Genomic DNA, 24,059 nt, shown 5'->3' with positions numbered 1-24,059 from the left:
GTTCTCAGAAACGGTCCAGATTGCTGCGCGGCTCGGCCATGGCGACGATGACCTTGCGCGGCCCCTTGAAGGGCGAGCGCGCATGGGCCACGAGCATGTTGTCCAGCATCAGCACGTCGCCCTGCTCCCAGGGGAAGCTGACGGTCTCGGCGTCCAGCGCGGCGCGCACCTCGGCGAAGATGTCGTCGCCGATGGTGGAGCCGTCGGCGAAGAAGGTGTTGCGCGGCAGGTTCTCGATGCCGTAGATCTCCTCCAGCACCTCGCGCTCCTCGGGTTCGCGCGCCGAGATGTGGAACAGATGGGCCTGGTTGAACCAGACCATCTCGCCCGTGACGGGATGGCTTTCCATGGCCTGGCACAGCTGGCGCGTGCGCAGGCCGTCGTCCTCCTTCCACTCCCAGTCCATGCGCGCATGGCGGCAGAAGGCCTCGACCTCGGCGCGGCTTTCGGTGTTGAAGACCTTCTGCCAGGGCACGTCCATCTCGCCGAAGTTGCGCACGTAGAGGATTCCGGGCTCGAACAGCTCGCGGATGCGCGCCGGAATGCGGCGGTAGACGGCGCGGCTGTCGGCAATCGGCGTCTCGCCGCCCTCGGGCGAGGCGGTGACGCAGTGGAACCAGATCTTCATGGGCCATTCGCGCGTGTAGGCCTGCTCGTTGTGCAGCGGAATGCTCTGGTGGGCCGGGTATTCGGTGGAGGTATAGACGCCGGCGCCGCTGGAGGCCTCGACCGCGCTGCGCGGCGTGGAAGCGAATTCGTACTTGAGCAGCGGATGGCCGAAGGCCGAGGCGAAGCGCTGGAAGGTCTCCACATCGGGCACGCCGAAGCCGCGCATCAGCACGCCGCCCGTGGTCAGCAGGGCCTCGTCGATGTCGCGGCGCAGCGGCGGCAGCGCGGCCAGCAGGTCCTGGCCCGGCTGGGCGGGCGTGATGAGCTGGGGAAGCAGGGATCCGGCGGGTGCCTTGCGCTCGAAGCGCTGGAGGGTTTCGTTCATGTCGATTCCTTGGTGCGCCACGCAAGAGCTGCCGCGTAGCCCGGCGGCGCTGGCAGCGCCATCGCTTGAAAACGGTTCCATTCGGGAACGGTGCAGGCAATGGCCAGCCGTCCGTCCCCTGCGGGACTGATGCCTATGGAGCGCAGGTGGTCGGTCACGCCTATGCCAATGGCCTTGAGCACGGCTTCCTTGCCGACCCAGCGCTGGTAGAAGGCTGAAAGTCGATCGGGCGCGCAGCGCACGCTGGCGCGCTCCTGGTCGGTGCAGACGGCGTCGAGCATGACCTCGGCATCGAGGTCGGGCTTGTGCTGCTCTATGTCCACGCCCAGGTGCAGCACGCCGCAGGGGTCGGCCAGCGCAATCAGCGCGTGCACGCCCGAATGCGAGACGTTGAAGACGGGCGCCCGCTGCGGGTCCTCGTCCACAAAGGGCTTGCCGTGGACGCCGACCGCCAGCGGCACGTCGGCCGGGCAGCAGCCCAGCCTGCGGCCCAGCAGGCGCCGTGCGGCAGCGCGGGTCTGCGCAAAGCGCAGGCGGTCGGCAGCGCGCACGAAGCGCGCGGCGCGGCGGCGCTCCTCGGGCGTGAGGTGGGGCAGGCTGTCGCTGAGTTCGGCCATCAGGTCCAGGTCCAGCCTGAAGACTTCGATGCCCTGGGACAGGGCCTCATGCACGGACACGAGCTGCATGCAAGTCTCCCTGGAGTGACGGTGATCCCGCCGAACATTCGGCAAGACGCCGGGCCAGCACGGCCAGCACCTCGCCCTCGTGCTGCCTGATGAAGAAATGCCCGCCCTCGAACCAGTCCAGCGCGAAGGCCCCGGCGGCCTCCTGAGACCAGGCCTGCATGCGCGCAGGCGTGATGTCGTCCTGGCGCCCGGCCAGCACATGGACCGGCAGCGGCAGGCCCGGCGCAGGGGTGTGCGCGAAGCTCTCGCAGACGCGGTAGTCGGCGCCCAGCACATCAAGGGTGATGCGCATGAGTTCAGGGCTGGCAAACACCTCCTCGGGCGTGCCGCCCTGCTTGCGCAGATCGGCAATCAGGGCGGCGTCGTCGCCCTTGTCGGCAAAGCGTTCGGGATCGCGGCAGGCTGGCGCCGGGCTGCCCGAGGCGATCAGGGCCAGCGGCAATTCGCGGCCGTCCTCGCGCAGCTGCCGCGCGATACCGAAGGCCAGCAGCGCGCCCATGCTGTGGCCCAGCAGCGCAAAGCGTCCGCGCATGGCCTGGCGCTGCTCGGCGCACAGCAGCGTGACCAACTGCCCGAAATCCTCGACCGCAGGCTCGCCCAGCCGGCTTCCCCGCCCCGGCAACTCCACCGGCGCAATGCGAATCCAGTGAGGCAGCAGCCTGCGCCAACGCAGATACATGGTGGCACTGGCGCCCGCGCAGGGCAGGCACAGCAGGGTCAGCGGCGCGTGCATGCGCGTCAGCCCGCAGCGGCTTCGGTATCGGTATCGGCCTTGTGCTGCACGGCGCCGGAGCCCGCCTGTTCCTGCTCCTGCATCCACACGCGCAGCGACTTGGGACGCATGTCGGTCCAGGTGGCGTCCACATAGTCGAGCACGGTTTTCTTGTCGCCCTTCACGCCTTCGACGGCGGTCCAGCCGCCGGGCACGGCCTTCCAGTGCGGCCAGATGGAATACTGTTCCTCGTGGTTGACCAGAACGATGAAGGTTTCGTCTTCGCGGTCGAAGCAGCTTGTAGACATGCAGGCGTCCTTAATGCGGTTGAACATCGGTGAGGCCAGTACCGGATCGCGGCGATCCGGTACTGCGCCTCTGTTGAACATGACGTTCCGAATCCGAAACTGTTCACGCCGCGTGCGCGCCGGATCCGGGTCGTGCGCCGGGCTGCATCGTTCAATGGTGGTCCAGCAGCGAGCGGTGGACATGGATGGCCTTGCAGGCATCGGCAATCCTGGCATTCACCAGGCCCAGCGCACACTCCATGTGCTCGGCGATCTGGCGCTGGGTAAGGCCCTTGATGCGGTACAGCTCGAAGGTCTCGCGGGTCTTGGGCGGCACCTCGTCCAGGGCCTGGTCGATCAGGCGTATGGCCTGGGACTCGAACAGGAGACGCTCGGGCGAGCGGCTGTCCGGTATCTCCAGCGTCTCCACATCCACGCCGTGGGTGCGGTAGCTGTTCTCGCGCTCCTGGCGGCGCAGGTAGTCCAGCGCCATGTTGCAGACGGCGCGCGTCCAGTAGGCGGCGGGCCTGGCGATCTCGGCATCGCTGCGCATCTCGGCAACGCGCAGATAGGTGTCCTGCACGGCGTCGTCGGCCAGTTCGGGATTCCTGAGAATTCTTCGCGCGACCCTCACCAACTGTCCACGCGAAGCAATGAAGACCTCTTCCAGCGAAGAATGTGTGTGATTCAAGGACACGATGCAGTTCCTCTCGCAAGCTAGGCAAGAACGTCAAGGGGAAATGTCGACCGCAGGTCGATGGACGGCCGGTGCGCCGCCCGTGCAAAAAGACGGAACGGGACTCGGCACAGGCGGAAAGCGGCGGCACGACCGCTGACCGCAGGGCATCAGTGCACGCCGATGCGCATCGGCGTGACTTTGGAGACGGGCCTTAGATCGGCCTCATACCGGCTTCATGGCGGCTTCATGGCGGCGGCCGCCCTCGCCGGGCCCATGCGTCCTGGAACAGGATCGGCAAGGGCTGTGCGGCCTTGCAGACATGCTGAAACTTGAACCGGGACCAAGGCATGCAGTGGTGCTCCTTTAACGTTTTCCAGAACATGAAATGAGAAGCATTAACAGCTCCGGCGACAAAACCGGGTCTGGATCGGCATCTCGTACCTGTCTGGAAGACGTCCCGCCAAGGCAAACGAAGACACGGCTATCGGCATTGGAAAATCGGCAGCCGATGCCTATGGATTCCCGTCCCCATGGCTTTCCCTCGCCATGGATGATGGGCCTGGATCATGACGGACTGGTGATGCCCCAAGCGCAGCGCGGGGGCACCGAAGGTGCTGGGTACGCAGCCAGGAAAAGCGAACGGAGCGCGGCCTGCTGCTGCAATCTGCAGACGAAAAAAAGCCACCTTGCGGTGGCTTCTTGTCTGTGCAGACGCTTGGTTTGCACAAGGAATCTGGCGGAGTGGACGGGACTCGAACCCGCGACCCCCGGCGTGACAGGCCGGTATTCTAACCAACTGAACTACCACTCCTGGCAGGCTGCTTTTGCGCTCTTTCGAGCCAAGTGCTGCAAACTTGGCGACCCTACGGGGATTCGAACCCCGGTACTCACCGTGAAAGGGTGATGTCCTAGGCCTCTAGACGATAGGGTCAATCCTAGAACTTGCGTAAAAACTCAAGTCTCAAATTTTGGTGGAGGTAAACGGGATCGAACCGATGACCTCTTGCATGCCATGCAAGCGCTCTCCCAGCTGAGCTATACCCCCTTGCTGCAACGTTGCACTGCTTCGTTGCTGCGATTCAAAAATTGTAGCACAGCGTTTTTGAGGCAATTCCGGAATGCATGACTTTTTTATGTCGCCCTGCATTCCGGCGCCCTGCTGAAGCCCGGGTCAGGCCAGGCTTTGCCCATCGCGTATGCGGTGGATCTCGGCGATGTCCACCACCCAGACCAGGCCGTCGCCGACCTGGCCCGAATGGCAGGCCGTGGTGATGGCCTGGCGGATGGGCTCGACCATGGAGGCCTCGGCCAGCACGCAGACCATGACCTTGTCGGAGAAGTCGGTCAACTCCTCCTTCACGCTGCGCTTGTCGATGGCGGCCGGTGCCGTGAAGCCCTCGGCACGGAACAGCGTCACGCCGGGGAAGTTGGGAATGGCGCGCAGCGCGTCGCGCAGGCGCTCCAGGCGGCTGGGGCGCACGATGGCCCGGATTTCCTTCATGGTCATTGCAGTGTCTCCTTCATCAGGCTTCCAGCGGTTTTTCGTCAAACCAGCGGTACAGGGTCGGCAGCACCACCAGCGTGAGCAGGGTGGACGAGATCAGGCCACCGATCACGACGATGGCCAGCGGGCGTTGCACCTCCGAGCCGGGGCCGGTGGCGAACAGGAAGGGCACCAGGCCCAGCAGCGCGACGGTGGCCGTCATCATCACGGGGCGGAAGCGCTGCACACAGCCTTCGCGCACGGCCTCGGCCACGTCCATTCCATCCTCTCGCAGCTTGCGGATGCAGGTGACCAGCACCACGCCGTTGAGCACCGCAATGCCCCACAGCGCGATGAAGCCCACCGATGCCGGCACGCTCACGTATTCACCCGTCACGAACAGGCCCAGCAGGCCGCCGATGGAGGCGAAGGGCAGCACCAGGATGATCAGCCCGGCCAGCTTGACCGAGTTGAACAGCAGGAACAGCAGGAAGAAGATGGCCACGATGGTCAGCGGCACGATGACCTGCAGCGTGCCCATGGCGCGCTCCATGTTCTCGAACTGGCCGCCGTACTTGAAGTAGTAGCCGTCGGGCAACTGCACTTCCCTGTCGATGCGCTGCTGCACTTCGGTCACGAAGCCGCCCAGGTCGCGCCCTTCCACGTTGGCTCCCACCACCACGCGGCGCTTGCCGCCTTCGCGGCTGATCTGCGCGGGGCCGTCCACCAGCTCGATGCGGGCCACGCTGCTCAGCGGCACCTGGGCGCCCGTGGCCGTGGTCAGCAAGGTGGCGCCGATGGCTGCGGGCGAGCCGCGGAACGGCTCGGGGAAGCGAACCACCACGTTGTAGCGGCGCTCGCCCTCGTAGACCGTGGTCACTTCCTTGCCGCCGATGGCCGACTCGATCACGCCCTGCACGTCGGTGACGTTCAGGCCGTGGCGGGCGATCGCCTTGCGGTCGATATCCACGGTCAGAGCCTGCTGGCCCGACAGGCGCTCGACACGGATGTCCGTGCTGCCCGGCACGCTCTTGAGGATGCGTGCGACCTGCTCGGACACGTCGCGCAGCTCGCCCAGCTCGTCGCCGAAGACCTTGATGGCCAGTTGCGAGCGCACGCCCGTGACCATTTCATCCACGCGCTCGGAGATCGGCTGGGACAGCACGATCTGCACGCCCGGGATCGAGGACAGGCGCTGGCGGATGTCTTCGTCGATCTCGTCCTGGGTGCGGTCGGACTCGGGGTCCAGCAGCACGATGGGGTCGGACTCGTTGGGGCCTGCAGGGTCTGCCGGCGATTCGCCGCGTCCGAGCTTGGAGACCACGCTGAGCACGCCGGGCACCTCGGCCACGGCCTTCATCGCAGCCATTTCCATGCGGATGGACTCGTCCAGCGAGATGCTGGGCACGCGGTTGATCTGCGGCGTCAGCGCCCCCTCCTTCATGGTGGGCATGAAGGACTTGCCCAGCAGCGGGAACAGTCCCAGCGAGCCCAGCAGCAGCGCCACGGCCACGGCCAGCGTGGCGCGGTTGCGCGCGGTGGCCAGGTCCAGCAGGCGCAGGTAGTGGCGCTTGAGGAAGGCGATCAGGCGCGTATCGTGGTCCGCGCCGCCCTTGAGGAAGTACGAGCACAGCACGGGCGACAGGAACAGCGACACGGCCAGCGAGACCGCCAGCGAGATCGCGATGGTCAGCGCCAGCGGGCCGAACATTTTGCCTTCGATGCCCTGCAGCGTCATCAGCGGCAGGAACACCAGGATGATGATGGCGATGCCGAAGATGGTGGGCGTGGCCACCTCGGTGGTGGCCGAGAGCACGGTGCGCACGCGTGCGCCCATGCTGTCGCCGGCCTGGCCGAGCTTGTGGAACACGTTCTCCACCACCACCACGGTGGCGTCCACCATCAGGCCGATGGCGATCGCCAGCCCTCCCAGCGACATGAGGTTGGCCGAGATGCCCCAGCGGTTCATCATGATGAAGGTGGTCAGCGGCGTGATGATCAGCGTGGCCACCACGATCAGGCTGGAGCGCACGTCACCCAGGAAGATGAAAAGCACCACGACCACGAGCAGGATGCCCTCGATCAGCACCTTGCCCACGGTCCACAGCGCCGAGTCGACCAGGTCGGTACGGTCGTAGTAGGGAACGATCTGCAGGCCGCCGGGCAGCATGCCCTTGGAGTTGATCTCCTGCACGCGCTCCTTCACGCGGGTGACGACTTCCTTGGCATTGCCGCCGCGCATCATCAGCACGATGCCGGAGACGCCTTCGGTATAGCCGCCCTTGATGATGGCGCCCTGGCGCACTTCCTGGCCCAGCTGGACCTCGGCCACATCGCGCACGAAGACCGGCACGCCGCCTTCCTGCTTGAGAACGATGTTGCCGATGTCCTCCAGCGACTGGACCAGGCCCACGGCGCGGATCAGGTACTGCTCGGTCACCTGGGGCAGGATGCCGCCGCTGGCGTTGGCGTTGTTGTCGGCGATGGCCTGGACCACATGGCGCACGGACAGGCCGTAGTGGCGCAGCCGGCCGGGGTCGACCTCCACCTGGTACTGCTTGACGTAGCCGCCCTGCGAATTGATTTCGGCCACACCGGGAATGGAGCGCAGCAGCGGGCGCGCCACCCAGTCCTGGATGGTGCGGCGCTCGGTCAGCTCCTCGGGCGTGAGGGCGCGCTTGCCATCGTCGGGATGGTCCAGCGTGTACTGGTAGACCTCGCCCAGGCCCGTGGACACCGGCCCCAGCACGGGGATGATGCCTTCGGGCATGCGCGGCGTGACCTCCATCAGCCGCTCGGTGACGAGCTGGCGCGCAAAGTACACGTCGGTGGCATCGGTGAAGACCAGGGTGATGATGGACAGGCCGCTCTTGTTGAGCGAGCGCATCTCCACCAGGCCCGGCATGCCGGTCATGGCGATTTCCAGCGGCACGGTCACGAAGCGCTCGATTTCCTCGGGCGAGCGGCCTGGCGCCTCGGTGGCCACCTGGACCTGGACGTTGGTCACATCAGGAAAGGCATCCACCGACAGATTCATGGCGGCGCGCAGGCCAAAGCCGCACAGCACCAGCGAGAGCACGATCACGATGAGTCGCTGGCTCAGTGCGGCCCGGATCATGGAAGCGATCATGGGCTTACTCCAGCTCTGCGCGCTTGCGCTCGTTGTTCAGGTGGAAGGCGCCCGTGGTGACGATGACCGTGCCATCGGCCACGCCCTTGTTCACGGGGCGCATGCCGCCGCTGGCGGTGCCCAGCTCGACGGGCGTGAGGCGGTAGTGGTTCTCGCCCTTCTTGACGAAGACATGGTCGCGGTCGTTCTCGCGCACCACGGCCTCGGCCGGCACGGCCAGCAGCTGGCGCACCTCGCCCTGGATGCGCATGGTGGCCAGCATCTGGGGCTTGAGGTCGCGCTCGGTGTTGTCCACCTGGGTACGGATGGTGACGGTGCGGGTCTCGGGCGTCACGGTGTCGCCCACATGCACGATCTGGCCGGACAGCACGCGCTCGCCCAGGGCAGGCACGGCAATCTCCACGGCCTGGCCGGCGCGCACGCCGCTGGCCATCTGTTCGGGAATCGCGCCCACCACCCAGACGCTGCTCAGGTCGGCCACGGTGAACAGCGGATCGCCGGGCTGGGTCACCTGGCCGGAGCTGAGCTTGCGCTCGATCACCACGCCGGCCCCTGTGGACAGCACGGCCGCATGCGACTGCAGCGTGCCCTTGTCGCGCAGCTGGGCGATGGCGCTGTCGGGAATGCCGATCAGGCGCAACTGGTCGCCGGCAGCGCGCTGCTCGGCCCGGGCAATCGACAGCTCGGACTCGCGACGCTGCAGCTCGGCCGAGCCGATGACGTCGGCCGCGATCAGCTGGCGCGCGCGCTCCACGCCGCGCTCGGCCAGCGTGGCCGCCGCGTGGGCACGCAGATAGGCAAGCTGGGCCGTGGTCAGCTCGGGGCTTGCCACGCGGGCCAGCACCTGGCCTGCGCGCACGCGGTCGCCCACTTCGACCAACACTTCGGTCACGCGGCCCGTGGCCGCAGCGCCGATGCGCGTCACCTGGCGCTCATTGGCCTCGATGCGGCCGGACACTTCCTGCAGCAGGGCGATCTGCGCCTGGGCGACGGGCTTGACGGCGAAATTGGGCGCCATCTCGGCGGTGACGCGGACCTCCATCGGGTCCTGCTCCTGGTCGGCAGCAGCCGCTGGCACCGCCTTGGCGGCGGCCTCTTCGTTCTTGCCGCAGGCGCTCAGCGCCAGGCTTGCGGCCAGCAGGCCGGCCAGGGCCAGCGAATTCACCAGGGTGCTGCGGCCCGAGCGGGCGGCGACGGGTTGCGAATGCATATTCAAGGACATGTTCGTTTCTGATTTCGGGGGTGAGGCAGGGACGGCGCGCTTCACAGCGCGGACGGATCGTCGTAGCGGCCCGCCAGGTATTCGAGCTGTATGCGCGCGGCCTGCAGCTGGTAGCGCGCATCGAGCAGGTCTGCACGGATGGAGCGCAGCACGCGCTGCGCGTCCAGCACATCGAGAATGCCGCGCTCGCCGAAGCGGTAGGCGGCCTCGGCCACGCGCAGGGCCGACTCGGCCTCGCGCACCGAGCCCTGGCTCAGCGCCTGGGTACGCAGGCGTGCCATCTCCAGCTCCTTCCAGGCCTGCAGCGTCTGCTGGCGCAGTTCGATCTGCCGGCCTTCCAGCTGAAGACGCGCGCGCTCCAGCTCGGAGGCGGCCTCGTCGATGGGGCCGCGGTGCTGGTCGAGCAAGGGGATCTGGATGCTCACGCCCACCGTGTTCAGGCGCACGTCGGGCTCGCGCGTCTGGCCGTAGCGCAGCTCCACGCCCGGCCAGCGCGAGGCCTTGGCCCCATCAAGGCGCGCCTGGGCACGCTCGACCTCCGCCTTGAGCTGGCGCAGCTCGGGATGCTCCATGGGATCGATCTCGCCCATGTCCTCGATGCGCAACGGGTCCTCCAGCGACACATCCAGCCCGAAGCGCAAGGGCAGCTGGCCTGCAGCCAGGCGGCCCAGCGACAGCTGCGCCTGCTCGGCGCGCAACCGCGCGGTCTGCTCCTGCTGGCGCGCCTGGATGATTTCGGCATCGGCCTTGATGATTTCGTAGCGTGCCGCCTCACCGCTGTCCACGCGGACACGGACACGTTCATGGACCTGCTCCAGAAGGCGCACCGCCTCCTTGGCGGCCTCGACCTCCGCCTCGCGCAGCACCATCTCGTAGGCACGCAGCCGCGCCTGGGCCACGAGCGCGTTGCGCGTGGTCGCCACGAAGTGCACCGAGCCCTGCTCGCCTGCCCTGGCGGCCTCCACGCGCGCACCGCGCACGGCGGGGTTCTCGATGGGCAACGCCACGGCCCAGCCCTGCACCGTGCCGGCCGCCGCGCCGGGCACGCGGGCGCTGTTGCGGCCCTGGTTCCATTCAAGCTTGGGATTGGGCAGCGCCGAGGCGCTGACCACGCCTGCGCGCGCCGTGGTCCGCGATTGCTCGACTGCACGCAGGTCGGGGTTGTGGTCCAGCACGGCGCGAACGACTTCGTTCAGGCTCAGCTGGGGCAAGCGCTGTGCGCTGGCGGAAGCCGGGGCGGCAAGCGCTGCGGCAGCCTTGGGCGCCGACCCGGCCGGCATGGCCTGGGCCGAGACACCGGCCCCCCAGCCCAGCAACAGGCTGCAGATCGCGCCTTGCAAGGCCTTGCGCGAAAAGGATGGAAAACGAGCGGGGGCCATTCCCGCCAATACCGTTGGATTCACCATGGCATGCATCTGCCGCGAAACGACAGTCGAGGGGTTGAGTAAGAGATGGGCCCTCCCCTGCGGACAACGCGGGAACGGGCATGGCCGGGCCGTGCGCAGTCAGCGCGCGGACGACGGCATGGCACGCACGCCAGCAAGGCGCGCACGGGCAGTGATCAGGCAGTGGGATGCGTCAGCCGACAAGGGGCGCAAGGGGCACAAGGGGCGCAGGGCATGCCTGCGCCGCAATATGCGGTCAGCCGAGCAGGGAAGGTCTTGGAGGGCGCAGCAGCTGGCCCGGAGCGGGCGACAGGTGCGCCTGGGAATAGGTCGAAGGCGGGGCCCACAGCGACACCACCTGCACGGCGATGGGCTCGGGCGGCCAGTACATCTCGGCGGAACGGTCCTCGCCACAGGCCAGCAGGGCCAACAGCTGGCGGGTGTTGCCGCCGTGTGCCGTCAGCTCGGCAAACTCCGTCTCGTCGTCTTCCTCGACTTCCGCGAGCTCTTCCAGGAATTCCTCATCGATGGTCACGATGGGGTGATGTGCCAGCAAGCCGTCGCTTTCCAGTCCATCGGACGATGCCGACGCCGCCACCTGTCCACAGAAGATGGACAACAGCATCAGCAAGGAAAACAGGAACGATGGCGCAAGGCGCATGGGGCAGGAAGAAGGCGGGGAGCAGTGAAAGTGAATGCCCCATGATCGGGACACCATCTATTGTTACGAATGTTGAGGCAAAGTTCCGGGTTTGCCCTTAAAAAACCTGTGGCAAAGCCCGCTTTTCACGCAGGCTTGCCCGCCACCACGCGAGGCAGCCATGCAGGCGAGCTGCGCGCGGCAGAAACGAAAAAGCCACCTTGCGGTGGCTTCTTGTCTGCGCATGCCGGGGGCTTGCACAGGTAATCTGGCGGAGTGGACGGGACTCGAACCCGCGACCCCCGGCGTGACAGGCCGGTATTCTAACCAACTGAACTACCACTCCTGGCAGGCTGCTTTTGCGCTCTTTCGAGCCAAGTGCTGCAAACTTGGCGACCCTACGGGGATTCGAACCCCGGTACTCACCGTGAAAGGGTGATGTCCTAGGCCTCTAGACGATAGGGTCAATCCTAGAACTTGCGTAAAACTCAAGTCTCAATTTTGGTGGAGGTAAACGGGATCGAACCGATGACCTCTTGCATGCCATGCAAGCGCTCTCCCAGCTGAGCTATACCCCCAAAAATCCGATACTGGCGGAGTGGACGGGACTCGAACCCGCGACCCCCGGCGTGACAGGCCGGTATTCTAACCAACTGAACTACCACTCCTGGCAGGCTGCTTTTGCGCTCTTTCGAGCCAAGTGCTGCAAACTTGGCGACCCTACGGGGATTCGAACCCCGGTACTCACCGTGAAAGGGTGATGTCCTAGGCCTCTAGACGATAGGGTCAAAGCCTGTGATACACAAACATGTGCCGATAAAAAAGCGCCTTCGTGTTTCAAAGGCGCTTACATACCAAGCGACAAATTTTGGCGGAGTGGACGGGACTCGAACCCGCGACCCCCGGCGTGACAGGCCGGTATTCTAACCAACTGAACTACCACTCCTGGCAGACAGCTTTTGCGCTCTTTCGAGCCAAGTGCTGCAAACTTGGCGACCCTACGGGGATTCGAACCCCGGTACTCACCGTGAAAGGGTGATGTCCTAGGCCTCTAGACGATAGGGTCAATCCTAGAACTTGCGTAAATACTCAAGTCTCAAATTTTGGTGGAGGTAAACGGGATCGAACCGATGACCTCTTGCATGCCATGCAAGCGCTCTCCCAGCTGAGCTATACCCCCTTCATGCTGCAATCGCTGCTTCTTGTTAGTTGCTGCATTTGCATCAGAGACTCGAATTATAGACAGGTTTTCAGCGGTTTTTCAAACGGGCCAGAATTTTTTCACGACCCAGCAGCTCCAGCACCGCGTCCACCGAAGGCGTGTGCGCCGTGCCCAGCGTCAGCACGCGCACCGGCATGGCCAGTTGCGGCATCTTCAGGCCCTGGGCCTTGAGCACTTCCTTGATCAGGGCTGCAATGGCTTCCTTGCTCCACTCCACCGAGGCGATGCCTTCGGCGAACGCATCCAGGGCGGGCGCCACGGCGTCGGTCACGTGCTTGGCCAGGTCTTCGGCGTTGCGGTCGAAGGCGTCCACATAGAACAGGCGCACCCAGCCGGCCAGATCGACCAGGGTTTCACAGCGGTCCTTGAACAGGGCGCAGATGCGCGGCAGGCGGTCGTCTGCGTCGAGCAGGGCCTGGTCCAGGCCGGTCTTGAGCACGAAGGGGCGCACCAGATCGGCCAGGGCCGCGTCGTCCAGGGCCTTCAGGTGCTGGGCGTTGACCCAGCGCAGCTTGGCCTCGTCGAATTGGCCTGCGCTGCGACCCAGGTGGTCCAGGTTGAACCACTCCAGGAACTGGGCGCGGCTGAAGATTTCGTCGTCGCCGTGGCTCCAGCCCAGGCGGGCCAGGTAGTTGACCATGGCGTCGGGCAGATAGCCTTCGTCGCGGTATTGGGTGACGGCCTTGGCGCCGTTGCGCTTGCTCATCTTCTCGCCCTGCTCGTTGAGCACGGTGGGCAGGTGGGCGAACACAGGCACGCTGGCGCCCAGCGCCTCGAAGATGTGGATCTGGCGCGGCGTGTTGTTGACGTGGTCGTCGCCACGGATGACATGGGTGATGGCCATGTCCATATCGTCCACGCAGACGCAGAAGTTGTAGGTGGGCGTGCCATCGGGGCGCGCGATCACCAGGTCATCGAGTTCGCTGTTCTGGAACTCGATGCGGCCCTTGCACTTGTCTTCCCAGGCCACGACGCCGCCCTGCGGCGTCTTGAAGCGCAGCACGGGGCGCACGCCTTCGGGCACGGGCGGCAGCACCTTGCCTTCTTCAGGGCGCCAGGTGCCGTCGTAGCGCGGCTTTTCCTTGTTGGCCATCTGGCGCTCGCGCAGGGCGTCGAGTTCTTCCACGCTCATGTAGCAGGGGTAGACATGGCCCGAAGCCTGCAGGCCGGCCAGCACCTCCTTGTAGCGGTCCATGCGCTGCATCTGATAGAACGGACCTTCGTCATGGTCCAGCTGCAGCCAGGCCATGCCTTCGATGATCACGTCCACCGAGGCCTGGGTGGAACGCTCCACGTCGGTGTCCTCGATGCGCAGGATGAAATCACCACCCGTGGCGCGCGCGAAGGCCCAGGGATACAGGGCCGAGCGGATGTTGCCCAGGTGGATGAAGCCCGTGGGAGACGGGGCAAAACGGGTTCGTACTTTTTGTGTCATTGCAGGGTATCCAGTCCGCGGGACAGATCGTTCTTGATGTCGCCCAGGTATTCCAGTCCGACGGAGATGCGCAGCAGGCCCTGGCCGATGCCGGCGACGCGGCGCTGCTCTTCGCTCAGGCGGCCATGCGAGGTGCTGGCCGGGTGGGTGATGGTGGTCTTGACGTCGCCCAGGTTGGCCGTGATCGAGCACACCAGGGTGCTGTCGGCCACATGGAAGGCGTTGGCGCGCAGCTGTTCGGCGCCCTCGCCCACCACGTCGAAGGACAGCACGCCGCCGCCCATGCCGTTTTGCTGGCGCATGGCCAGCTCGTGCTGCGGGTGGCTGGCCAGGCCCGGGTAGTAGACACGGGCGACCTTGGGATGGGCCTCCAGCCAGGTGGCCAGCTCCAGCGCGGCGGCGCTTTGCGCCTTGACGCGCAGGGACAGCGTCTCCAGGCCCTTGAGCACCACCCAGGCGTTGAACGGCGCCAGGTTCAGGCCGCCGCTGCGCAGGAAGGTGCCCATGACCTTGTCCACCAGCGCCGTCGTGCCGCAGACCGCGCCCGACATGACGCGGCCCTGGCCGTCCAGCAGCTTGGTGCCGGAGTGCACGACCAGGTCGGCACCGAACTGCGCGGGCCGCTGCAGCGCGGGCGAGGCAAAGCTGTTGTCCACCGCCAGCAGCGCGCCATGGGCGTGCGCCAGTTCGGCCAGCGCGGCGATGTCGCACAGGTCGGTCAGCGGGTTGGTCGGCGTCTCGGCGAACAGCAATCGCGTATTGGGACGGATGGCGGCCTTCCAGGCCTGCGCATCGGTCTGCGAGACAAAGCTGGTCTCGATGCCGAAGCGCGCCATCTCGCCGCCCAGCAGCTTGATGGTGGAGCCGAACATGGACTGCGAGCAGATCACATGGTCGCCCGCCTTGAGCGTGGTCAGCGCCACCAGCAAGATGGCCGACATGCCGGTGGACGTGGCCACAGCGCATTCCGTGCCCTCCATGGCGGCCAGGCGCTGCTCGAAGCTGGTCACCGTGGGGTTGGAGGTGCGGCTGTAGGTGTAGCCGGGCTCTTCGTTGGCAAAGCGGCGCGCTGCCGTTGCGCAGTCGGGCTGCACGAAGCTGCTGGTCATGTACAGGGCTTCGCTGTGCTCGCCCCACTGGCTTCGTTCCACGGCCACGCGCAGGGCCAGCGTATCGGGATGCAGGCCTTCGGGAAGTGTCTTGTTCGTCACGTTGATGGTCCTTGGGGTCGGGCGCGGCCCGCCGATGGCGGCGGTGCCCGGAAAAAAGGAGCTAGAAACACTTGTCACCTGGGGACTGCCGGGGCGTTGCAGCCTGCAGTCCTCCAGCACCAGCGCTTTTAGCTCATTTGTCAAAAAAGGGCGGGCCTCAGGCCCGCCCCCGTATTGTCACTGAAGCCCGATCGCTTGGACTCGGGCTCAGGCTTCCTGGGCGTTGGGCAGGGACAGGCGCGAGGCGTCGCTGGACTCTTCCTCGCCGCCGCGGTTGCGGCCTTCGTTGAGTGCCGTGACTTCGTCCTCGGAGATGTCGCCCGTGATGTAGACGCCATCGAAGCACGAGGCCTCGAAGCCCTGCACCTGCGGGTTGATCTTGCCCACGGTCTGCTTCATGGCGGCCACGTCCTGGTAGATCAGCGCGTCGGCACCGATGACCTGGCGGATTTCCTCGACCGTGCGGCCATGCGCCACCAGTTCGGCGCGCGTGGGCATGTCGATGCCGTAGACGTTGGGATGGCGCACCGGAGGCGCTGCCGAGGCCAGGTAGACCTTGACGGCACCGGCATCACGCGCCATCTGCACGATTTCCTTGGAGGTGGTGCCGCGCACGATGGAGTCATCCACCAGCAGCACCTTGCGGCCCTTGAACTCGCTGCCGATGGCGTTGAGCTTCTGGCGCACCGATTTCTTGCGCGAGGACTGGCCCGGCATGATGAAGGTCCGGCCCACGTAGCGGTTCTTGACGAAGCCTTCGCGGTACGGAATGCCCAGCAGCTGGGCCAGCTGCATGGCGCTGGGGCGGCTGGATTCGGGAATCGGGATGATGGCGTCGATTTCGTTGGGCGGCACGGTGGAGACCACGCGCTTGGCCAGCGTCTCGCCCATGTTCAGGCGGGCCTGGTAGACGGAGATGCCATCCAGCACGGAGTCCGGGCGGGCCAGGTACACGTACTCGAACACGCAGGGGTGCAGCTCGCTCTTTTCAGCGCACTGGCGGGTTTCGACCTGGCCGTCGCTGTGCACGAACACGGCCTCGCCCGGGGCGACATCGCGCTCGAGCTGGTGCAGCGTGCCTTCCAGGGCCACGGACTCGCTGGCCAGCATCACCGAGCCGTCGGCGCCGCGGCCCATGCACAGGGGGCGGATGCCGAACGGGTCGCGGAAGGCCAGCAGGCCGTAGCCGGCGATCAGCGCGATCACCGCATACGAACCCTTGATGCGCTTGTGCACGGCGCTGACGGCCTGGAACACGTCTTCGCTCTTGAGCGGCGCGCCACTGCTGGCGCGGGCCAGCTCGTGGGCCAGCACGTTGAGCAGGACTTCGGAGTCGCTCTCGGTGTTGGTGTGGCGGTGGTCGGTGTCCGACAGCTCCTCGCGCAGTTGCTTGGCATTGGTGAGGTTGCCGTTGTGCACCATGACGATGCCGAAGGGCGCGTTCACGTAGAAGGGCTGGGCCTCTTCCTCGCTGGTCGCGTTGCCGGCCGTCGGGTAGCGCACCTGGCCCAGGCCCACCGTGCCCGGCAGGGCACGCATGTTGCGGGTGCGGAACACGTCGCGCACCATGCCCTTGGCCTTGTGCATGAAGAACTTGCGCTCCTGCTGGGTCACGATGCCTGCGGCATCCTGGCCACGGTGCTGCAGCAGCAGCAGGGCGTCATAGATCAGTTGATTCACGGGCGCGGTGCTGACTACACCAACGATTCCACACATAGTTGCGTTCCATCCGTTTGCGAAGGTCGCCCTTCGCTGTCTGGGCCGTAGCAGCCACCCATTGGCCACGCCTGCGCCCGATTGCTCTATCCAAACTGTTTCTGCCGGCCGACTCCTGCGCTGCAGCGCCTTGTCATGCAGCCGGCAGATAGCGTCCCCATTCCTGCGGCAGCTGTGGCAAAACCACAGCCAGCGCCTGCATCAGCCATGGCGCCAGGGCTGAATCCTGCCACCACTGCCCCTGGTGCAGCGGCGTGTAGCTGATCACCATCGTTGCCACCAGGGCCAGCAGCGCCCCGCGCAGCACGCCGAACAGCGCGCCCAGCGTGCGGTCCACGGGCCTCAGGCCCACCGCCTCGATCAGCCGGCGAGACAGCCAGGACACCAGGCCCCAGCCGAACAGCGCCAGCACGAACAACAGCACAAAGCCTGCGGCGTAGCGCAGCTGCATGTCCCAGTCCTGCATGGGCAGCCACAGCGCCACGTCGGCCGCCCAGATGCGAGCCACGACAAAGGCCACCAGCCAGCCCAGCAGAGACAGCACCTCGTACACCAGCCCGCGCCAGGCGCCAAGCAGCATCGAGGCCAGCACGCAGGCCAGCAAAACCCAGTCCACCGTGGACATACGCTATTTCTGTGCGCCCGTGCCGCTTTGCAAGATGTACGTCACCGCGTCAGAGCTTGAGCACCGACGCCGGCAGGCCCTGGCCCTTGACGCGCGCCGCCGCCTTGTCGGCTTCGGCCCGGCCGTTGAACGGGCCCACACGCACCCGCGTGCGCTTGCCGTCCTTGGTGTCCACCACCTGTGTGAATGTCTTCAGGCCCGCCAGCTCCAGCTTGGCGCGGATTTCCTGGGCCTTGCCGGCGTCGGAGAAGGCACCGACCTGCACGATGAAGCGTTCGTCCGTCGCCGCGGCCGCCGTTGAAGCGGCGGGCGCGCTGCGTCCTTCCAGCAGGGCCCGGGCACGCGCGGCATCATCGCTCCTGGACGGCTCGGGCTTGGGTTCGGGCTTTGGCTTGGGATCCGGCTTCGGTTCGGGCTTGGGCTCCGGCTTGTGTTCGGGCTTCGGCTGCTCCGGCCTGGGCTTGGGTTCCGGCTTGGGCTCGGGTTTGGTCTCAGGCTTGGCGGCGGGCTTGGGCTCCGGCTTTGCCTCGGGCTTCGCTTCAGGCTTGACCGGAGCCACCTGGGAAACGGGAGGCGCCACAGGCACGGACGGCACGGACGGCGCCGAAGGCCTGCCCATGGGAACCTCTTCCTCATCGGCACCCAGCGAGGCCTGGGCCGACACGCGGCCCGTCGGCGCAGCCGCGCCATGCGAATGGGCGTCCACGGCATTGGCGCCGGGCACGACCAGGGGCGCAACCTTGTCGCGGTCAGGAATCTCGATGGGGATGTCTACGGGAATCGGACGCGGCTGGGTATCGAACAGCAGGGGGAAACCCACCACGCCCGCCAGGACCAGCACGGCAGCGCCAATGAGGCGGTGGCGCGCCCGGCGGCGCATGACATCGACGCTTTCCGCCTGTCCCAGCCGTGTGGGCCGCCTCGATGCGGACGACGAATCACCGTCGTCTTTTTTGCCGGGCCAACGAAAATTGAAAAATGCCATGGAGTGCGGACTCGTTCAGATCGGCCACCACAGCGGCCACGATGGCCGCTTGCAGTGCGGATCACTGGATTCAGGTGCCCAGATGCTTGGCGTTCAGCCGGGGCGGGCCGTCCTGCAGCACGCCGCCCACCGTGAAGAACGAGCCAAAGACCACGATTCTATCAGTGGGACCTGCTGCCAGAACCGCTGCATCCAGCGCCAGCTGCGGGTTTGCGAAGGTGGCCACCGACAGCTCGCGGGGCACGCCGGGTGCGGGCGGCAGGGCTTCGATCTTCTGACGCAGCACTTCGGCGCTTTCGGCGCGCGGCGTGGGCAGGTCGGTCAGGTACCAGCGGTCGATCAGCGGGGCGATCCTGCCCAGCATGGGCGCCAGGTCCTTGTCGTGCATGGCGCCGAACACCGCATGCGTGCAGGGAAAGTAGCCCATGGCGTCGAGGTTGGCCGTCAGCGCCGCCACCGAATGCGGGTTGTGCGCCACGTCCAGCACCAGCGTGGGCTGGCCCGGAATGATCTGGAAGCGCCCCGGCAGCTCGACCATGGCCAGCCCCGTGCGCACGGCCTGGGCCGTGACCGGAAGGCGGCTGCGAATGGCTTCGAGCGCGGCCAGCGCACCCGATGCATTGACCAGCTGGTTGGCGCCGCGCAGCGCCGGATAGGCCAGGCCCGCATAGCGCCGCCCGCGTCCGGCCCAGCCCCACTGCTGCTTGTCGCCCGAGAAGTTGAAGTCCTGGCCCAGGCGCCAGAGATCGGCGCCAATGGCCTGTGCATGGTCCAGCACGCTTTGCGGCGGCATGGGATCGCTGACCACCACCGGCCGGCCGGCGCGCATGATGCCGGCCTTCTCGCGGCCTATGCTCTCGCGGTCCGGGCCCAGGAACTCCACATGGTCGATATCGATGCTGGTGATGACGGCGCAATCGGCGTCGATCACATTGGTGGCATCCAGCCTCCCGCCCAGGCCTACCTCGAGAATCGCCACATCCAGCCTGGACTGGCTCATCAGCCGCAGGATGGCCAGCGTGGTGAATTCGAAATAGGTGAGCGCCACCTCCGTGCCCTGCACGCGCGCCTGCTCCACGGCCTCGAACTGCGGCAGCAGCTCGGCGGCCTTCACGATCTCGCCGCCCACGCGGCAGCGCTCCTCGAAATGCACCAGATGCGGCGATGTATAGACGCCGGGACGAAAGCCCGACTGCAGCGCCACGGCCTCCAGCATGGCGCAAGTCGAGCCCTTGCCATTGGTGCCCGCCACCGTGATCACGGGGCAGTCGAAACGCAGGTCCAGGCGCTGGGCGACTTCGCGCACGCGATCCAGGCCCAGCGCGATATTCTTGGGGTGCAGGCGCTCGCAATATGCGAGCCATGCATCCAATGTGGGAAATGAGGTGTGCATACTGCGCGCTATTGTTACCCAGGGACAGTGTCCTTATGGGGTCCTCGCCATCCGCGGACTGCGGCAACTGCAACCAATCATGACCACCTCAAACACTGTGACGCTCTACGGCATTCCCAACTGCGACACCGTCAAGAAGGCCCGCGCCTGGCTTGCCGACCAGGGCATCGCCTACGAATTCCACGACTTCAAGAAACAGGGCGTCCCTGCCGCGCAACTGCCTGCCTGGATGCAGGCCGTGGGCTGGGAAAAGCTGCTCAACCGCCAGGGCACGACCTGGCGCAAGCTCGACGCCGACACCCAGGCCGGCGCCCAGGATGCGGCCGGTGCCGCAGCCCTCATGCAGCAGCAGCCCAGCGTCATCAAGCGCCCGGTCGTCCAATGGCCGCAGGGACGCATCACCGTGGGTTTTGCGCCCGATACCTGGGCAGAGCTGGCCCACGAGGGCAAGCGCTGACTCTGCCGTCAGGCCTGGAACAGCTTATTACGTGGATTTACGCGGCCGCAAACTGCTTTTCGGGCCCGAGGAATACACTTGCATGGAGCCTGGCAGGAAGTACCGCCAGCGCAACAGGAGTGCAATCATGAAATCCCTGGTTCTTTTGACGCTGGCGGCCACGACCGCCACCGTAGCCCTGGCCCAGGAGCAAGGCCGGGTGCTTTCCGTGACCCCGGTGACGCAACAGGTGGCCGTGCCCCAGCAGGTCTGCCGCGATGAGAACGTCTACTCGGGCCAGCGCAGCACTTCGGGCGCGGGCGCCGTGCTGGGTGCGCTGGCGGGCGGCGTGGTGGGCAACGCCATCGGCCACGGCGGCGGACGCGCTGCGGCCACGGCAGCCGGCGTGATTGGCGGCGCCATGCTGGGCAACCAGGCTGAAGCCTCGGGACAGCAGCCCCAATACCAGACGGTGCGCAACTGCACCACCCAGACCTACTACCAGAACCGCGCCGTGGCCTACGACGTGGTCTATGAGTACGCGGGCCGCAACTACACGACGCGGACCGCCACGCCGCCTGGCGACTGGATTGCACTGAGCGTGCAGCCCGCCGCCAACAGCGGCGCCTACGGCAGCAATGGTTACTACAGCACCAACCAACCGCCCCAGGCCGCGTACTCCACCACGCCCGTGCCGCCGCCCGTGGTCTATGAAAACAATTACTACGACGGTGGTTACTACCCGGCCCAGCCGGTGCAACCGGTGTATTCGGCAGGTGACTATGTGGCGCCCGTGGTGATTGGTGCAGCCCTTGCTGCCGGCGTGTACTACGCCTCGCGCCCCAGCTATCACGGCTGGCGCGGCGGCTACCGCCATGGCTGGCGCCGCTGAGGCCGCTGAGGCCGCCATGCACTCGCCCCGCAAGCCCCGACAAGGGGCTTTTTGCATGGCGGCGGCCCGCACGTACGGGCAGCGGCCGGGTGCTGGCCTAAAATGGGCGGTTTAGTCCACCCTCTGCCCAGCTTCCATGACCACCGAAACCATCTCTGGCATCACCCTGACCACCAAGGCCAATGTCTATTTCGACGGCAAATGCATCAGCCACGGCTTCACGCTGGCCGATGGCACGAAGAAGTCTGCCGGCGTGGTGCTGCCCAGCCAGCTGACTTTCGGCACGGCCGCTGCCGAGATCATGGAATGCGTGGCCGGCTCCTGCGAGTACAAGCTCGACGGTTCGGACCAGTGGCTGACCTCCAAGGCCGGCGAGTCCTTCCAGGTGCCTGCGAACTCCAAGTTCGACATCCGCGTGACCGAGGCCTACCACTACATCTGCCACTACGCCTAAGCGCCTGAGCAGACCGACGCATTCGACCTGACGGCGCCAAGGCGCCTTCCGTGTTTTCCGGCAGCCGCGTCCCACACGCCAGCCGCCATCGTTATTGAGAGAAGCATCGTATGGAAACCATCCTGCAAAACGTTCCCGTCGGCCAGAAGGTCGGCATCGCCTTCTCGGGCGGCCTGGACACCAGCGCTGCCCTGCGCTGGATGAAGAACAAGGGCGCCCTGCCCTACGCCTACACCGCCAACCTGGGCCAGCCCGACGAGGCCGACTACGACGAAATCCCCCGCAAGGCCATGGAGTACGGCGCCGAGCAGGCCCGCCTGATCGACTGCCGCGCGCAGCTGGCCGGCGAAGGCATTGCCGCCATCCAGGCCGGCGCCTTCCACATCTCCACGGGCGGCATCACCTATTTCAACACCACGCCCCTGGGCCGTGCCGTGACCGGCACCATGCTGGTGGCCGCCATGAAGGAAGACGACGTCAACATCTGGGGTGACGGCTCGACCTTCAAGGGCAACGACATCGAGCGCTTCTACCGCTACGGCCTGCTGACCAACCCCGCGCTGAAGATCTACAAGCCCTGGCTGGACCAGACCTTCATCGACGAGCTGGGCGGTCGCGCCGAGATGTCGGCCTTCATGACCAAGGAAGGCTTCGGCTACAAGATGAGCGCCGAGAAGGCCTACTCGACCGACAGCAACATGCTGGGCGCCACGCACGAGGCCAAGGACCTGGAGTTCCTGAACAGCGGCATCCGCATCGTCAACCCCATCATGGGCGTGGCGTTCTGGAAGCCCGAAGTCGAGGTCAAGGCCGAGGAAGTGTCGGTGACCTTTGACGAAGGCCGCCCCGTGGCCATCAACGGCAAGGAAATCGCCGACCCCGTGGAGCTGTTCCTGGAAGCCAACCGCATCGGCGGCCGCCACGGCCTGGGCATGAGCGACCAGATCGAGAACCGCATCATCGAAGCCAAGAGCCGCGGCATCTACGAAGCCCCCGGCATGGCCCTGCTGCACATCGCCTACGAGCGCCTGGTGACCGGCATCCACAACGAGGACACCATCGAGCAGTACCGCATCAACGGCCTGCGCCTGGGCCGCCTGCTGTACCAGGGCCGCTGGTTCGACCCGCAGGCCATCATGCTGCGCGAAACCGCCCAGCGCTGGGTGGCCCGCGCCGTGACCGGCACCGTGACGCTGGAACTGCGCCGCGGCAACGACTACTCCATCCTGAACACCGAATCGCCCAACCTGACCTACGCTCCCGAGCGCCTGTCGATGGAAAAGGTCGAGGACGCGCCCTTCAGCCCCGCCGACCGCATCGGCCAGCTGACCATGCGCAACCTGGACCTGATGGACACGCGCGACAAGCTGGCCATCTACTCCAAGGCCGGCCTGCTGTCGCTGGGCACCAGCACCGCCCTGCCCCAATTGGGCGGCAAGGATTGAGCCACGGCCTGCGGCGCACGCCGCAAAGTCCGAAGAGCCGCCGCAAGGCGGCTTTTTTACGCCCCTACTACCAGCGCGCGCCCTCGAAGCGCTGCACGAGAAAATCCAGCAGCGCGCGCACGGCCACCGGCAGGTGGCGGCGCGAGCTGTACAGCGCATGCACGGTCAGCGGCTGCGGGCGCCAGTCCGGCAGCACCAGCTCCAGCTGGCCGGCCTTCAGCATGGGCTGGACCAGGTAGGTGGGCTGGAAGGCGATGCCCGCACCCTCGACGGCAGCGGCGGCCAGCACGGTGGCTTCGTTGGCGTTGAACCAGGTGGTGACGGCGATCTGCTGCTCATCGCTTTCGTCGTCACGCCGCGCCAATTGCCAGACATTGCGGCCCACGCGCATGTGGCCCAGGCAGCGGTGGGCCTGCAACTGGGCCGGTGTCTGCGGCCGGCCAGCCGCGTCCAGGTAGGCGGGCGAGGCCACCAGCACCGATTCGCACACGGCCAGCGGCCGGCCGATGAGTGCGGCGCCCGGGTCGGCGCTGATGCGTATGGCCAGGTCGATGCGCTGCTGCACCAGGTCCAGCGCGCCGTCGTCCACCAGCAGGTCGATCTTGAGGTGCGGGTGCAGCCGCATGAACTGCGCAATGGCCGGCGCCATCTGCGCATGGCCGAAGGACATGCTGCAGGTCACGCGCAGCAGGCCGCGCAGCTGGCTGTCGCCCGCGCGCATTTCGCTTTGCACCTCATCGGCCAGGGCCAGCATCTGCTGGCTGTAGCGCAGGCACTGCGCGCCGGCATCGGTGAGCGAGACGCGGCGCGTGGTGCGGTGCAGCAGGCGCGCACCCAGCCACTGCTCCAGCGACTCCACATGCCGCGTGGCCATGGCACGCGACAGGTCCAGCCGCTCGGCCGCCGCCGTGAAGCTGCCGCATTCGGCCACCGTGGCAAACACCTGCATCGCCAGCAATCGGTCCATGAATCTGCTCGATTTTTGCAACAAACAAGCGCATATTCTGCGGTTTATCTGCTCGATTTC

General features: G+C 66.3%; 21 protein-coding genes and 11 tRNA genes. 4 read left to right on the top strand and 28 right to left on the bottom strand.

All coding sequences use genetic code 11. The features are described 5' to 3' along the window. Positions 1-4: 4 nt before the first annotated feature. The 27 genes from ACFPFG_RS29005 to folC all read right to left on the bottom strand — a co-directional run bounded on the left by ACFPFG_RS29005 (position 5) and on the right by folC (position 19,805). Complete coding sequence (locus tag ACFPFG_RS29005; protein WP_197955796.1) at positions 5-994, bottom strand: TauD/TfdA family dioxygenase; 990 nt, start codon at positions 992-994, stop codon at positions 5-7. Further along, positions 991-1,680: a 4'-phosphopantetheinyl transferase family protein gene (locus ACFPFG_RS29000; RefSeq protein ID WP_183021645.1), complete on the bottom strand. Its 690-nt coding sequence runs from the start codon at positions 1,678-1,680 to the stop codon at positions 991-993. The genes ACFPFG_RS29005 and ACFPFG_RS29000 overlap by 4 nt, the downstream gene beginning before the upstream one ends. Next, a complete protein-coding gene (locus ACFPFG_RS28995) occupies positions 1,658-2,413 on the bottom strand; it encodes a thioesterase II family protein (protein ID WP_183021646.1) in 756 nt (251 codons plus the stop codon). The genes ACFPFG_RS29000 and ACFPFG_RS28995 overlap by 23 nt, the downstream gene beginning before the upstream one ends. Positions 2,414-2,418: 5 nt before the next feature. After that, positions 2,419-2,700, bottom strand: a complete 282-nt coding sequence (locus ACFPFG_RS28990; RefSeq protein WP_197955795.1) for an MbtH family protein — start codon at positions 2,698-2,700, stop codon at positions 2,419-2,421. Positions 2,701-2,851: 151 nt separating this feature from the next. Beyond that, positions 2,852-3,376: a sigma-70 family RNA polymerase sigma factor gene (locus tag ACFPFG_RS28985; protein ID WP_088164188.1), complete on the bottom strand. Its 525-nt coding sequence runs from the start codon at positions 3,374-3,376 to the stop codon at positions 2,852-2,854. Positions 3,377-4,092: 716 nt separating this feature from the next. Beyond that, positions 4,093-4,169 (bottom strand) — tRNA-Asp (locus tag ACFPFG_RS28980). Between the two features lie 44 nt (positions 4,170-4,213). Continuing rightward, positions 4,214-4,289: transfer RNA gene (locus tag ACFPFG_RS28975), tRNA-Glu, on the bottom strand. 38 nt (positions 4,290-4,327) lie between these two features. After that, positions 4,328-4,403: transfer RNA gene (locus ACFPFG_RS28970), tRNA-Ala, on the bottom strand. A 126-nt stretch (positions 4,404-4,529) separates the two neighbouring features. Beyond that, on the bottom strand, positions 4,530-4,865 hold the full coding sequence (locus ACFPFG_RS28965; RefSeq protein ID WP_183021648.1) for a P-II family nitrogen regulator: 336 nt from the start codon (positions 4,863-4,865) through the stop codon (positions 4,530-4,532). A gap of 16 nt (positions 4,866-4,881) precedes the next feature. Next, entirely contained in the window at positions 4,882-7,971 is a 3,090-nt protein-coding gene (locus ACFPFG_RS28960) for an efflux RND transporter permease subunit (RefSeq protein ID WP_183021649.1), read from the bottom strand. Between the two features lie 4 nt (positions 7,972-7,975). Further along, entirely contained in the window at positions 7,976-9,193 is a 1,218-nt protein-coding gene (locus ACFPFG_RS28955) for an efflux RND transporter periplasmic adaptor subunit (protein WP_183021650.1), read from the bottom strand. Between the two features lie 41 nt (positions 9,194-9,234). Continuing rightward, positions 9,235-10,599: a TolC family protein gene (locus ACFPFG_RS28950; RefSeq protein WP_183021651.1), complete on the bottom strand. Its 1,365-nt coding sequence runs from the start codon at positions 10,597-10,599 to the stop codon at positions 9,235-9,237. Between the two features lie 235 nt (positions 10,600-10,834). Beyond that, entirely contained in the window at positions 10,835-11,203 is a 369-nt protein-coding gene (locus ACFPFG_RS28945; RefSeq protein ID WP_224986538.1) for a hypothetical protein, read from the bottom strand. A 284-nt stretch (positions 11,204-11,487) separates the two neighbouring features. After that, positions 11,488-11,564: transfer RNA gene (locus ACFPFG_RS28940), tRNA-Asp, on the bottom strand. Between the two features lie 44 nt (positions 11,565-11,608). Next, a tRNA-Glu gene (locus ACFPFG_RS28935) sits at positions 11,609-11,684 on the bottom strand. A 36-nt stretch (positions 11,685-11,720) separates the two neighbouring features. After that, positions 11,721-11,796, bottom strand: a tRNA-Ala gene (locus tag ACFPFG_RS28930). A 13-nt stretch (positions 11,797-11,809) separates the two neighbouring features. Next, a tRNA-Asp gene (locus ACFPFG_RS28925) sits at positions 11,810-11,886 on the bottom strand. Positions 11,887-11,930: 44 nt separating this feature from the next. Continuing rightward, positions 11,931-12,006 (bottom strand) — tRNA-Glu (locus ACFPFG_RS28920). An 81-nt stretch (positions 12,007-12,087) separates the two neighbouring features. Beyond that, a tRNA-Asp gene (locus tag ACFPFG_RS28915) sits at positions 12,088-12,164 on the bottom strand. Positions 12,165-12,208: 44 nt separating this feature from the next. Next, positions 12,209-12,284: transfer RNA gene (locus ACFPFG_RS28910), tRNA-Glu, on the bottom strand. Between the two features lie 38 nt (positions 12,285-12,322). Then, positions 12,323-12,398: transfer RNA gene (locus ACFPFG_RS28905), tRNA-Ala, on the bottom strand. A gap of 70 nt (positions 12,399-12,468) precedes the next feature. Further along, a complete protein-coding gene (gene gltX, locus ACFPFG_RS28900; RefSeq protein ID WP_197955792.1) occupies positions 12,469-13,875 on the bottom strand; it encodes a glutamate--tRNA ligase in 1,407 nt (468 codons plus the stop codon). Continuing rightward, positions 13,872-15,086, bottom strand: coding sequence for an O-succinylhomoserine sulfhydrylase (locus ACFPFG_RS28895; RefSeq protein ID WP_183021653.1), 1,215 nt, complete (start codon positions 15,084-15,086; stop codon positions 13,872-13,874). Before ACFPFG_RS28895 ends, gltX begins: the two co-directional genes overlap by 4 nt. 207 nt (positions 15,087-15,293) lie before the next feature. Further along, positions 15,294-16,802 (bottom strand): amidophosphoribosyltransferase, encoded by a 1,509-nt coding sequence (gene purF, locus ACFPFG_RS28890; protein ID WP_034395856.1) that lies wholly within the window; start codon positions 16,800-16,802, stop codon positions 15,294-15,296. 133 nt (positions 16,803-16,935) lie between these two features. Beyond that, positions 16,936-17,427: a CvpA family protein gene (locus ACFPFG_RS28885; RefSeq protein ID WP_012206569.1), complete on the bottom strand. Its 492-nt coding sequence runs from the start codon at positions 17,425-17,427 to the stop codon at positions 16,936-16,938. A 49-nt stretch (positions 17,428-17,476) separates the two neighbouring features. Continuing rightward, the gene (locus ACFPFG_RS28880) at positions 17,477-18,412 is read right to left on the bottom strand and encodes an SPOR domain-containing protein (protein WP_183021654.1); all 936 of its coding nucleotides are present in this window, start codon (positions 18,410-18,412) and stop codon (positions 17,477-17,479) included. Between the two features lie 70 nt (positions 18,413-18,482). After that, positions 18,483-19,805 (bottom strand): bifunctional tetrahydrofolate synthase/dihydrofolate synthase, encoded by a 1,323-nt coding sequence (folC, locus tag ACFPFG_RS28875; protein WP_013801586.1) that lies wholly within the window; start codon positions 19,803-19,805, stop codon positions 18,483-18,485. Positions 19,806-19,884: 79 nt separating this feature from the next. Between folC and ACFPFG_RS28870 the strand changes: the two genes are divergently transcribed. From ACFPFG_RS28870 to argG, 4 genes are all read left to right on the top strand, one after another. Then, positions 19,885-20,262: an ArsC family reductase gene (locus tag ACFPFG_RS28870; RefSeq protein ID WP_063325854.1), complete on the top strand. Its 378-nt coding sequence runs from the start codon at positions 19,885-19,887 to the stop codon at positions 20,260-20,262. Positions 20,263-20,389: 127 nt separating this feature from the next. Continuing rightward, positions 20,390-21,133 carry a glycine zipper 2TM domain-containing protein gene (locus ACFPFG_RS28865; protein ID WP_013801584.1) on the top strand — a complete coding sequence of 248 codons (744 nt, stop codon included), beginning with the start codon at positions 20,390-20,392 and terminating at the stop codon, positions 21,131-21,133. A gap of 136 nt (positions 21,134-21,269) precedes the next feature. Beyond that, positions 21,270-21,587: a pyrimidine/purine nucleoside phosphorylase gene (gene ppnP / locus ACFPFG_RS28860; protein ID WP_012206574.1), complete on the top strand. Its 318-nt coding sequence runs from the start codon at positions 21,270-21,272 to the stop codon at positions 21,585-21,587. 110 nt (positions 21,588-21,697) lie between these two features. Next, positions 21,698-23,032, top strand: coding sequence for an argininosuccinate synthase (gene argG, locus ACFPFG_RS28855; RefSeq protein ID WP_183021655.1), 1,335 nt, complete (start codon positions 21,698-21,700; stop codon positions 23,030-23,032). A gap of 67 nt (positions 23,033-23,099) precedes the next feature. Here the strand turns inward: argG and ACFPFG_RS28850 are convergent, their stop codons facing one another. Further along, complete coding sequence (locus tag ACFPFG_RS28850; protein ID WP_183021656.1) at positions 23,100-23,999, bottom strand: LysR family transcriptional regulator; 900 nt, start codon at positions 23,997-23,999, stop codon at positions 23,100-23,102. Positions 24,000-24,059: the final 60 nt, after the last annotated feature.

Origin of the sequence: Delftia deserti (assembly GCF_042653485.1) — a bacterium.
GTDB classification, from domain to species: Bacteria; Pseudomonadota; Gammaproteobacteria; order Burkholderiales; family Burkholderiaceae_C; genus Comamonas; species Comamonas acidovorans.
The sequence above is the reverse complement of the archived record's forward strand: the minus strand, read 5'-3'. Positions and strand labels throughout refer to the sequence as shown.